Below are 10784 nucleotides of genomic sequence, written 5' to 3' on the forward strand. Positions count from 1 at the left end.
GCGATGGACCGCATCCAGGCCCTTCAGCTCGCCACCCTCCTCCTCGGCGTCGGGACGCTGCTCTTCGCCCTGTCCACCCTGCGCGCGTTCCGCCGCCGCAAGGCGCTGCGCCGCCGGCTGGCCGCCCTGTCGGCCGAGGCGCGGTCCGTGGTGGAGGACGGCAGCCCCGACATCACCGGCGCCGGCCCCCTGACCATCGCCGACCGGGTGAAGCGGCGCATGTCGCGTTTCTACGCGCGGCGCCAGACCGTCTATCTGCCGCCGGGCATCCGGCTGTGGCGGGCGCTTCTGTACGCCGTGATCGCCGCCGGCCTGTGCTGGTGGCTGGGCGGGCCGGTGATGGGCGACGCGGGCGCCACGACCACCGCCGCTGTGGCCCTGCTGGTCACCCCCCGCCTCGTCTTCGCCGCCAGCCGTCGCAAGATGCTGGAGGCGTTGATGAATCAGCTTCCCGACGCGATCAGCCTCGTCGTCCGCGCCACCCGCGCCGGCATCCCGGTCTCGGAAAGCCTGCGCATGGTCGGCACCGAGCTGTCCGAGCCGATCGCCCCGCTGTTCCGCCGCATCGTCGACGAGACGGCCATGGGCATCGACCTGGAAACCGTGCTGACCCGCGCCGCCGCCAATGTCCGCCTGCCGGAGTTCCGCTTCTTCGTCGTCACCCTGTTGCTGCAGCGGGAGACCGGCGGCAACCTGACGGAGCCGCTGGAGAATCTGGCCGACATGATCCGCCAGCGCCGCCGCGTGCAGATGCGCACCCGCGCCCTGACGTCGGAGGCGCGCAGCTCCGCCGCCGTGCTGGCCGCCCTGCCCTTCCTGGCCGGCGGCGGCATGGCGATGCTGAACCCCGACTACGCGTGGCGGCTGATCGACGAGCCGAGCGGCCAGACGATGCTGATGGTGGCCGGCGGGCTGCTGCTGGTCGGCGTCGGCTCCATGCAGCTCCTCATCCGGAAGACCCTGTCATGAGCGGCGGCCTGATCCCGCAGCCGGTCCTGCTCGGCTTCGGCGTCCTGATGATCCTGACCGGTGTGGCCGGGCTGCGCTCCTGCGCGCTGCGCGAGCGGCTGCTGGCCCGGCTGGAGCGCCTGCGCGCCGGAACCGCGCTCTCCGCCGCCCCGGAGACGGAGCGCCGCAGCCTGCTGAGCCGGATCGGCGCCACGCTGGCCCGCACACCGCTCGTCGGTTCCACCGACCGGGAGCGGATGCGCAAGAGCCTGATCGCCGCCGGCTACAACCAGCCCGGCCACCTCTATTCCCTGCTCGGCATCAAGCTGCTGTGCATCGGCGCCGGGATGGCGCTGGTCCCTGCGGCGGCGGGGGACCTGCTGCCCTCGCTGATCGGCGCGCCGGGTGCGGCGGCGCAGGTGGTGGCCGGCGCCCTGCTCGGCTGGCGGCTGCCCGATCTGGCGCTGGGCCGGATGCGCGACCGCCGTCTGGAGGAGGTGCGCAACGGCCTGCCCGACGCGCTCGACCTGCTGGTGATCTGCGGCGAGGCCGGCCTCGGCCTGGAAGCGGCGGTGGACCGCGTGGCCCGCGAGGTGGCGACCGCCTACCCGGCGCTGAGCGCCGAGCTGTCGGCCACCGCGGCGGAGATGCGCGTGCTGTCCGACCGCGGCGGCGCACTCAACAATCTGGCCGCCCGGCTGGACATGGAGGGCGTGCGCGGCATGGCGACGACGCTGATCCAGGCCATGCGCTACGGCACGCCGCTGGCCCAGGCGCTGCGCGTCCTGGCCGGGGAGATGCGCGCCCAGCGCCTCGCCCGGTTCGAGGAGAAGGCGGCCCGCCTGCCGGTGCTGCTGACCCTGCCCATGGTGGTCTTCATCCTGCCCTGCGTCTTCATCGTCGTCGGCGGCCCCGCCATGCTCGACGTCTCGCGCAGCTTCGACAGCGCCGGCACCAGCCAGCCAACCCATTCCAGCCAATCCCACTCCAACCCGCCCCACAGCCAGACCAAGGGAGGTCAGCCATGATCGCCACCCCGTCCCTCCTCCCGTCCAGCCAGCGCCCGACCCGCAAGCGTCTCTCCGGTCTGGGCCGCGCCGCGGCCGCCGCCCTCCTGCTGCTGTCGGTCAGCGCCTGCGCCTCGGCGCCGGGCGGCGGGCCGGTGGGGTCGAAGAGCGGCCCGACGGCCAACGCCACGCTGGACGACAAGGCGCGCGTGCAGCTCCGCCTCGCCCGCGCCGCCCAGGAGGCCGGCAACACCGGCTCCGCGGTGCGCTTCTACCGGGCGGTGCTGGATCAGGCGCCGGGCCATGTCGGCGCCCTGCTCGGGCTGGGTGAAACCCTGTCGGAGAGCGGGTCCGCCGCCGACGCGGTGGTCGAGCTCCAGAAGGCCGCCGCCGCGGTGCCCGACAATGTGGAGGTGCAGACGGCGCTGGGCCGCGCGCTGGTTCGCGCCAACCGTCCCGCCGATGCGCTGAACCGCTTCGACGCCCTGCTCCGCCGCAACGACGACGACCTGCGCGCCCGCTTGAACCGCGGCGTCGCCCTCGACCTCGCCGGGCGGCACGCGGAGGCCCAGGGCGAGTACCGCCACGTCCTGAAGGCGGAGCCGAACAACACGGCGGCCATGGCAAACCTCGGCCTGTCGCTGGCGCTGAACGGCAGCGCGGAGGGCGTGGCGATTCTGGAAGGGCTGGTCCAAGGCGGGGTGGACTCCCCCCGCGTGCGCCAGAACCTCGCGCTGGCCTACGGGCTGAAGGGCGATCGGGAGGCGGCGGCCCGCGTGGCCCGGCTCGACCTCGACGACGCCAACGTCCGCTCGAATCTGGCCTTCTACGAGACGGCGCGCCAGTTCGTCGCCTTCAAACCGTGAGGCGGCCCCATGCGCAGCCGCAGACGCTCTCTTCCCGGCCCTCTTCCCGGCCTCCGTCTCCCGCGTGACCGCCGGGGCCTGACCACGCTGGAGCTGGCGATCGTTTCCCCGGCGCTGATCGCCGGCATGATCGCGCTGGCCGAGGTGTCCTATTCGCTGACCGTGGACGGCCTGCTGAACCACGCCGCCCGCGCCGCCGCCCGCAGCGGCTTCACCGGGGAGCTGGCGACCGGCTTCACCGACCGCCGTGCCCAGGTCTGCGACACGGTGTACCGCTTGACCAGCCGGGTGCTCGACCAGAGCCGCCTGTCGGTGCGCAGCCACAGCTACGCCTCCTTCACCACCCTCGGGCAGGTCAACAGCGGGATTCCGCCCTCCACCTCGCTCACCGACCTGAATTGCGGCTCCGCCGACTGGGACGCCAATCAGACCGGGACGGCGCTGGGCGGCAGCGGGCAGGTCGTAGTCTACACGCTGCGCTACACCCAGCCGGTGCTGACCGGGCTGGGCGCCACGGTCCTGGGACGGGCGGAGCTGATCCACGAGGCCCGGCTGGCCGTGCGCAACGAACCCTTCATGGTGGGGGAGTGACCGGCATGATGGAGACACAGGCCCCGGAATCCCGGCGCCGGCCCCTGCCGCACGACCGTCGCGGCGTCGCGGCGCTGGAGATGGCGCTGCTGGCGCCGGTCCTTCTGCTGCTGGTCACCGCCACGGTGGACGTGGTGCGCTACGTCAGCATCACCCTGACCCTGAACCGCACCGCCGCCAACGTCAGCGACATCGCCACCCAGTTCGACAAGCTGCGCGCCGGCATGACCGTGGTGAAGGGGAACGAGGTCGGCGTGCTGTTCCTCGCCGCGACGGAGGTCGCCCAGCCGCTGGACCTGATGGCCGGCGGGCAGGTGATCGTCACCTCGGTCGCCAACATGGGCCAGGGATCGCGGGTGATGTGGCAGGAACGGGCCGGCACCGGCTCCGCCATCAGCCATTACGGCGCCGCGGGCGGGGCGGCCACGCTGCCGCCCGGCTTCACCCAGCAGCCCGGCGACAACGCCATCTTCACCGAGCTGTTCTACCGCTTCACCCCCTATCTGCTGAGCGGACCGTGGCTCGGCGACGCCGGGACCTCCACGACGCTCTACGCCAGCGCCGTCTACCAGCCCCGGCTCGGCACGCTCACCACGCTGGAGACCGGGCCATGAGAACACGCTTCCTGACCGCGGCCCGCCTGCTCGCCTCTCTGGGCGCCACCTCTCTGGGCACGGTGCGGCGGGACCGACGGGGTGCCACGGCGTTGATGTTCGCCGCCGCCGCGGTGCCCCTGCTGGGCATGGTCGGGCTGGCGGTGGATTACGGCCGGGCCTTCCTCGTGCAGTCGCGGCTTCAGACCGCCATCGACGCCGGGGCGCTGGCCGCCGGCAAGATGCTGAACTCCACGGCGGACGCCCAGAGCGACATCGCCATGTTCGTCGCGGCCAACCTGCCGCCGGGCTTCCTGGGGGCGGCCATCGGCACCCCGGCGGTGACGCTGGACCAGACCAACCAGCGCGTCGGCGTGTCGGTCACCGCCACCCTGCCGACGACCTTCCTGCGGGTCCTGCAGGTGAACGAGCTGACCATCTCCGTCACCAATCAGGTGCAGCGCGCCAACGCCGGGCTGGAACTGGCGCTGGTGCTCGACGTCACCGGCTCCATGGCGACCAACAACCGCATCGGGGAGCTGCGCAGCGCCGCCACCGACCTCGTCAACATCCTGTTCGGGCCGGGCAGCGCGCCGCCGAAAAACCTGTGGGTCTCCATCGCCCCCTACGCGGCGGAGGTCAACATCGGCAAGACCCGCACCAACTGGCTGGCGGCGGGCAGCTACGACGCCACCAAATGGGCCTCCCAGGGCTGGCGCGGCTGCGTCCTGGCGCGCACCCAGCCGCAGGACCAGACCGACACCCCGCCGGCCTCCGCGCCGTTCAAGCCCTTCTGGTACCCGAACAACCAGTACAACGGGACCAACAACGACAACCCCTGGACCCCCACGAACATCACCGACGACGGCACCTACCGCCAGACCAACGACATGGCCGGGCCGAATCTCGGCTGTCCGCCGCCGATCATGGCGCTGACCAACGACCGCTCGGCGCTGCTCGCCAGGATCGCCGGGCTGAAGCCGGTGAACCGCGGCGGCACCATGGCGAACCAGGGGCTGCAGGCCGGATGGTTCACCCTGTCGCCGAAGTGGCGCGGCCTGTGGGGCGGCACGACGCCGGACACGCTGCCGCTCGATTACGGGACGCCCGACATGTCCAAGGCGGTTGTCCTGCTGACCGACGGCAACAACGAGTGGTACAAGTACAAGCCGCAGGGCGACTACACCAGCTACCAGCGTCTCAGCGACGGGCTGCTGGGCACCACCGACACCAATCAGGTGACGACGGCGATCAACAACCGCATGCTGACGCTGTGCAGCAATATGAAGGCGGCGGGGATCACCCTCTTCACCATCACCGTCGGCGACAGCGCCAGCAGCGCCACCCGCACCCTCTACGAAAGCTGTGCCTCGCCCGGCCCGAACCATTATTTCGACAGCCCGACGCCGGCGGATCTGCAGACGGTGTTCCGCACCATAGCCGGCCAGCTCAGCAACCTGCGAATCATCCGCTGATCGGCCTGCGCTGAACGGCCGGCACCTTGGCCGGGGGCGGTATGGCGGAGACAGCGGTTTATGACCTATTGCGCATTGGTCCGCCGCCGCCCAATGGGCTACAGGAATCGGGACCGTGCAGACAAGAGGCCCGCCCGTCATGTCCCAGACCTTCCCCCAGACCTTTCACGTGATCGTTGCCGAAGACGACCCCGTCGTCGCGGTCACCATTGCCGAAACCCTGGAGGAGCGCGGCTTCCGCGTGACCATCGGGCGCAACGGGTTCGATGCCTTCAAGATCGACCAGAACGATCCCGCCGACATCCTGATCACCGACCTGCGCATGCCGCACTTCGACGGCACCAGCCTGATCGCCCGCATGCAGGAGCAGCGCCCCGAGTTGCCCATCCTGGTCACCACCGGCTACAGCGACAACCTGCCCAAGGAGGAGCCGGGCCAGCTGTCCGTCGTCCAGAAGCCCTTTTCCGAGGACAGCATCGTCCGGGCGGTGCAGAGCCTGCTCGGGGTCGCCTGACCGGACCGCCGGAGGGTGGCAGCGAAAAAAGTTCGCTCTCCGGTGAAGTTCCTGCTTGCGCTGCGCCGCAGGGACCCGTATAAGCCGGCCTCCGTTCCGGATTAGCTCAGTCGGTAGAGCAGCGGACTGTTAATCCGCGTGTCGCTGGTTCGAGTCCAGCATCCGGAGCCATATTGCGGGTGTAGCTCAGTTGGTTAGAGCGCCGGCCTGTCACGCCGGAGGCCGCGGGTTCAAGTCCCGTCACTCGCGCCACATTGCGGGCGTAGCTCAGGGGTAGAGCACAACCTTGCCAAGGTTGGGGTCGAGGGTTCGAATCCCTTCGCCCGCTCCAGTTTCGGGGCACGACAGTGTCTACAGGGGCCGCTTGTGCATCAAGCGGCCCCTCGTCGTTTCAGACGTCGCTTGGTGCCAACCCGTTCCTTCCCCATTCCGCTCAGCCGAAATAGGCCGATGGCGTCACGCCCAGCGTCCGCTTGAACAAGGCGATGAAGGCGCTGACGCTGTCGTAGCCGAGGTCGATGGCCACGGTCGTCACCGGCGCGCCCTCGGCCAGCATCTCCAGCGCGCGCATCAGGCGCGCCCGCTGCCGCCACGCGGTGTAGCTGTAGCCGGTCTCCGCCACGAAGCGGCGGCTCAGCGTCCTTTCGGACACGCCCGCCCAGGAAGCCCAGGCGTCCATGCCACGCCGATCCCCGGGATCGTCGAGCAAGGCCCGCGCGATCCGGAGAAGGCGCGGATCGCGCGGCATGGGCAGGGCAAAGGGATCGATGGGCGAGGCCCTGAGTTCGTCGAGGAGGACCATGGCAAGGCGCCATTGCGCCTCGTCCAGCTCCCACCCCCGCCATCCGGAGGCGCGGATCACCGCCTCGCGCAGCAGGCCGGATACCTTGATGATGCAGGACCGGTCCGGCAGCGTCGCGCAGGCGGCTTCCGCGATGTAGCAGCTCCACCCCTCGACGGCCCCGTGGGTGTAGCCGTGGTGCGGCTGGTGGGGCGGAAGCCAGACCGCATGCTCAGCGGGAACCACCCAGGTGTCCGTCTCCGTGCCGATGGTGAGCAGCCCGCGGCGCAGACCGGAGAGCTGGCCGCGCGGATGGCTGTGCAGTCCCAGCGCACGATGTTCGGCCTGCGTCTCGTAGATGGCGACGATGATCGGTTCGCACGCATCACTCGCGGCGAAGGCGAACCGTTCCTCGGACATGGCGTCAATCCGCTATCGAATGGCCGCCATAGCTTAGCGCTGCCTTCGGTCGCCCGCTAGACTGCTCGCGACAGGAGGAAGCCATGATTCCGCAGAATTCCCCTTCCCCCACGCCCGACCTCGACCGGCTTTACGACCCGCCGATGGAGCATGTCCAGAAGGCGGTCATGACGGAGTTGATCTCCTTCCACGCCGATTACCTCGCCAAGGCCACCTTCTTCTGCCTCGCGACCGGTCGCGCTGCGGGTCTGGACGCCTCGCCGCGCGGCGGCCCGCCGGGTTTCGTCAGGATGCTCGATGCCAAGACCGTCGCCTTCGCCGACTGGCCCGGCAACAACCGGATCGAGTCCATGCGCAACCTGCTGGAGGACGACCGCTTGGGGATGCTCTTCCTGTTCCCCGGCCTGGACGTCTTCATGCGGATCAATGGACGCGGCCGCGTCTCGGACGACGCGGATCTCCGCGCCAACCTTGCCGAGGGGACGAAAATTCCCAAGACGGCCATCGTCGTGAGCGTGGACGAGGTGCTGTTCCACTGCGGCAAGGCGGTGAACCGGGCCAAGCTGTGGGCTCCGGAATCCCGGATCGGGCGCGGCGCGCTTCCGACCCCCGGCCAGATGCTCGCCGCCATGACCAGGCAGGACGCCTCCGCCGCGGAGGCCATCGATGCGCACTACGACCATGCGATGCGAAACGACCTCTACGGCTGAGCTGCAGGAGTTTCAGGACCGGAAAAACGCCCTCTGTCGGACACGACGAAAAGCCGGCGCTTTCCGTTGGGAAAGCGCCGGCCTTGCCGTTCATGAAGCCGATTGTCAAGTGTGTTTGAAACCCATCCATCCAAGTCCTTGATGGCTTGGCGTGTGCCGTGGTGACCTGGCGGCGACCTACTCTCCCACGTCTTAAGACGCAGTACCATCGGCGCTGAGGCGTTTCACGGCCGAGTTCGGAATGGGATCGGGTGTTGGGAGCCTCGCCATGACCACCAGGTCACCAAGGCACACGCGAACCATCCGGACCGGACGGGCGGGTTTCGTTAAGTTTGAGGACGTCTGCTCTTGTTCTTTGCGGTGTTGGCTCGTGCGCCCAGGGCTTGCCGCTGCGCGCGGGCCGCCTGCTGGGAAGGATCAAGCCGATCGAGCGATTAGTAAGGCTCAGCTTCAGGCGTTGCCGCCCGTCCACATGCCTCCTATCGACGTGATGGTCTGTCACGGCTCTCAAGGGAGTTCTGGTTTTGAGGTGGGTTTCCCGCTTAGATGCTTTCAGCGGTTATCCCGTCCATACTTAGCTACCCGGCCATGCCACTGGCGTGACAACCGGTGCACCAGAGGTATGTCCATCCCGGTCCTCTCGTACTAGGGACAGATCCTCGCAAAACTCCGACACCCACGGCAGATAGGGACCGAACTGTCTCACGACGTTCTAAACCCAGCTCACGTACCACTTTAATCGGCGAACAGCCGAACCCTTGGGACCTGCTCCAGCCCCAGGATGTGATGAGCCGACATCGAGGTGCCAAACGACTCCGTCGATATGGACTCTTGGGAGTCATCAGCCTGTTATCCCCGGCGTACCTTTTATCCGTTGAGCGATGGCCCGTCCACGTGGGACCACCGGATCACTATGGCCGACTTTCGTCTCTGCTCGACTTGTCTGTCTTGCAGTCAGGCGGGCTTATGCCATTGCACTCGTCGAGCGATTTCCGACCGCTCTGAGCCCACCATCGCGCGCCTCCGTTACACTTTGGGAGGCGACCGCCCCAGTCAAACTACCCGCCATGCAGGGTCCCGGCTCCGGATCAACGGAGCGCGGTTAGATGCCAGAGACCTCAAGGGTGGTATTTCAAGGATGGCTCCACCCGAGCTGGCGCCCGGGCTTCCTAGCCTCCCACCTATCCTACACATGAGATCCCTAGCACCACTGCAAAGCTGTAGTAAAGGTGCACGGGGTCTTTCCGTCTGACCGCGGGTACTCCGCATCTTCACGGAGAGTTCAATTTCGCTGAGTTGGTGTTGGAGACAGCGGGGAAGTCGTTACGCCATTCGTGCAGGTCGGAACTTACCCGACAAGGAATTTCGCTACCTTAGGACCGTTATAGTTACGGCCGCCGTTTACCGGGGCTTCAATTCGGAGCGTGAACCCCTCCTCTTAACCTTCCGGCACCGGGCAGGCGTCAGACCCTATACGTCGCCTTGTACGGCTTCGCAGAGCCCTGTGTTTTTAGTAAACAGTCGCCACCCCCTGGTCTGTGCCCCCCGCCCCGGCTTGCGCCGCGACGGGGCCCTCTTCTTCCGAAGTTACGAGGGCAATTTGCCGAGTTCCTTCAACACCATTCTCTCAAGCGCCTGGGTATACTCTACCAGTCCACCTGTGTCGGTTTGGGGTACGGTCTGATGCGGGGGCTGTTTCCTGGAACGGGTCCCCAGCCGGGCCAATCCGATAAGGCCCGACACGCTTTCCCATTCGTCACACACCCGCTGGCCCACGAATATTAACGTGGTTCCCATCGACTACGCCTTTCGGCCTCGCCTTAGGGGCCGGCTCACCCTGCGTGGATTAACCTTGCGCAGGAACCCTTGGACTTTCGGCGACAGTGTTTCTCACACTGTTTGTCGCTACTCATGTCAGCATTCTCACTTCCGATACCTCCAGGCGGCCTCACGGACACCCTTCGCAGGCTTACGGAACGCTCCGCTACCACGTGATCAAAGATCACATCCGCAGCTTCGGTACACGGCTTGAGCCCCGATACATTTTCGGCGCAGGCCGGCTTAACTAGACCAGTGAGCTATTACGCTTTCTTTAAAGGATGGCTGCTTCTAAGCCAACCTCCTGGTTGTCATGGCCTTCCCACATCCTTTCCCACTTAGCCGTGATTTGGGGACCTTAGCTGGCGGTCTGGGCTGTTTCCCTCTCGACGATGGACCTTAGCACCCACCGTCTGTCTGCCGGGCTGTGCTCCACGGTATTCGGAGTTTGGTTAGGTTTGGTAAGCCGCGAGGCCCCCTAGCCCATCCAGTGCTCTACCCCCGTGGGCAATCGCCCGACGCGCTACCTAAATAGCTTTCGCGGAGAACCAGCTATTTCCCGGTTTGATTGGCCTTTCACCCCTAGCCACAGGTCATCTCCGACTTTTTCAACAGGCGTGAGTTCGGTCCTCCAGTGCGTGTTACCGCACCTTCAACCTGCCCATGGCTAGATCACCGGGTTTCGGGTCTACAGCAAGCAACTCAAGCGCCCTGTTCAGACTCGCTTTCGCTGCGCCTCCGGCTATCGCCTTAAGCTCGCTGCTTACTGTAAGTCGCTGACCCATTATACAAAAGGTACGCCGTCACTTCGCAAGGAAGCTCCGACTGCTTGTAGGCATCCGGTTTCAGGAACTGTTTCACTCCCCTCGTCGGGGTGCTTTTCACCTTTCCCTCACGGTACTGGTGCACTATCGGTCACTGAGGAGTACTTAGGCTTGGAGGGTGGTCCCCCCATGTTCGGACAGGGTTTCACGTGCCCCGCCCTACTCGAGGATTGAACCTGGTTTACCCGTACGGGACTATCACCCGCTCTGGTGCGCCTTTCCAGACGCTTCCGGTTA

9 protein-coding genes, 3 tRNA genes and 2 rRNA genes (1 of these 14 running past the window's edge) are annotated in these 10784 nt (G+C 67.2%); 11 read left to right on the plus strand and 3 right to left on the minus strand.

The window, feature by feature from the left end:
• The first annotated feature begins 3 nt into the window (after positions 1–3).
• From ACWPXE_RS29420 to ACWPXE_RS29465, 10 genes are all read left to right on the plus strand, one after another.
• The gene (locus tag ACWPXE_RS29420) at positions 4–969 is read left to right on the plus strand and encodes a type II secretion system F family protein (RefSeq protein WP_454020670.1); all 966 of its coding nucleotides are present in this window, start codon (positions 4–6) and stop codon (positions 967–969) included.
• Positions 966–1976 carry a type II secretion system F family protein gene (locus tag ACWPXE_RS29425; RefSeq protein ID WP_454020671.1) on the plus strand — a complete coding sequence of 337 codons (1011 nt, stop codon included), beginning with the start codon at positions 966–968 and terminating at the stop codon, positions 1974–1976. The genes ACWPXE_RS29420 and ACWPXE_RS29425 overlap by 4 nt, the downstream gene beginning before the upstream one ends.
• Positions 1973–2821, plus strand: coding sequence for a tetratricopeptide repeat protein (locus ACWPXE_RS29430; protein WP_454020672.1), 849 nt, complete (start codon positions 1973–1975; stop codon positions 2819–2821). Before ACWPXE_RS29425 ends, ACWPXE_RS29430 begins: the two co-directional genes overlap by 4 nt.
• Positions 2822–2830: 9 nt before the next feature.
• A complete protein-coding gene (locus tag ACWPXE_RS29435) occupies positions 2831–3412 on the plus strand; it encodes a TadE/TadG family type IV pilus assembly protein (RefSeq protein WP_454020673.1) in 582 nt (193 codons plus the stop codon).
• A 5-nt stretch (positions 3413–3417) separates the two neighbouring features.
• Positions 3418–4026: a TadE/TadG family type IV pilus assembly protein gene (locus ACWPXE_RS29440; protein WP_454020674.1), complete on the plus strand. Its 609-nt coding sequence runs from the start codon at positions 3418–3420 to the stop codon at positions 4024–4026.
• Positions 4023–5480, plus strand: a complete 1458-nt coding sequence (locus tag ACWPXE_RS29445) for a pilus assembly protein TadG-related protein (RefSeq protein ID WP_454020675.1) — start codon at positions 4023–4025, stop codon at positions 5478–5480. The genes ACWPXE_RS29440 and ACWPXE_RS29445 overlap by 4 nt, the downstream gene beginning before the upstream one ends.
• A 139-nt stretch (positions 5481–5619) precedes the next feature.
• Positions 5620–5994, plus strand: a complete 375-nt coding sequence (locus ACWPXE_RS29450) for a response regulator (RefSeq protein ID WP_035682866.1) — start codon at positions 5620–5622, stop codon at positions 5992–5994.
• A gap of 95 nt (positions 5995–6089) precedes the next feature.
• Positions 6090–6165: transfer RNA gene (locus ACWPXE_RS29455), tRNA-Asn, on the plus strand.
• Between the two features lie 4 nt (positions 6166–6169).
• Positions 6170–6246, plus strand: a tRNA-Asp gene (locus ACWPXE_RS29460).
• Positions 6247–6250: 4 nt separating this feature from the next.
• Positions 6251–6325: transfer RNA gene (locus ACWPXE_RS29465), tRNA-Gly, on the plus strand.
• A gap of 102 nt (positions 6326–6427) precedes the next feature.
• On the opposite strand, the gene ACWPXE_RS29470 is transcribed toward ACWPXE_RS29465, so the two are convergent.
• Entirely contained in the window at positions 6428–7195 is a 768-nt protein-coding gene (locus tag ACWPXE_RS29470; protein ID WP_454020676.1) for an AraC family transcriptional regulator, read from the minus strand.
• Positions 7196–7278: 83 nt separating this feature from the next.
• On the opposite strand from ACWPXE_RS29470, the gene ACWPXE_RS29475 reads away from it, so the two are divergent.
• On the plus strand, positions 7279–7905 hold the full coding sequence (locus tag ACWPXE_RS29475; RefSeq protein WP_454020677.1) for an MSMEG_1061 family FMN-dependent PPOX-type flavoprotein: 627 nt from the start codon (positions 7279–7281) through the stop codon (positions 7903–7905).
• A gap of 164 nt (positions 7906–8069) precedes the next feature.
• Here ACWPXE_RS29475 and rrf read toward each other — a convergent pair.
• A 5S ribosomal RNA gene (gene rrf / locus ACWPXE_RS29480) occupies positions 8070–8185 on the minus strand.
• A 133-nt stretch (positions 8186–8318) separates the two neighbouring features.
• Positions 8319–10784, minus strand: a 23S ribosomal RNA gene (locus ACWPXE_RS29485); it runs 281 nt beyond the window's last position.

This window comes from Azospirillum sp. Marseille-Q6669, assembly GCF_965111635.1.

Bases quoted from the DNA above. Each gene is read 5' to 3' on its own strand.
- ACWPXE_RS29420 (WP_454020670.1), top strand. From the start codon at position 4: ATGGACCGCATCCAGGCCCTTCAGCTCGCCACCCTCCTCCTCGGCGTC.
- ACWPXE_RS29425 (WP_454020671.1), top strand. From the start codon at position 966: ATGAGCGGCGGCCTGATCCCGCAGCCGGTCCTGCTCGGCTTCGGCGTC.
- ACWPXE_RS29430 (WP_454020672.1), top strand. From the start codon at position 1,973: ATGATCGCCACCCCGTCCCTCCTCCCGTCCAGCCAGCGCCCGACCCGC.
- ACWPXE_RS29435 (WP_454020673.1), top strand. From the start codon at position 2,831: ATGCGCAGCCGCAGACGCTCTCTTCCCGGCCCTCTTCCCGGCCTCCGT.
- ACWPXE_RS29440 (WP_454020674.1), top strand. From the start codon at position 3,418: ATGATGGAGACACAGGCCCCGGAATCCCGGCGCCGGCCCCTGCCGCAC.
- ACWPXE_RS29445 (WP_454020675.1), top strand. From the start codon at position 4,023: ATGAGAACACGCTTCCTGACCGCGGCCCGCCTGCTCGCCTCTCTGGGC.
- ACWPXE_RS29450 (WP_035682866.1), top strand. From the start codon at position 5,620: ATGTCCCAGACCTTCCCCCAGACCTTTCACGTGATCGTTGCCGAAGAC.
- ACWPXE_RS29470 (WP_454020676.1), bottom strand. From the start codon at position 7,195: ATGTCCGAGGAACGGTTCGCCTTCGCCGCGAGTGATGCGTGCGAACCG.
- ACWPXE_RS29475 (WP_454020677.1), top strand. From the start codon at position 7,279: ATGATTCCGCAGAATTCCCCTTCCCCCACGCCCGACCTCGACCGGCTT.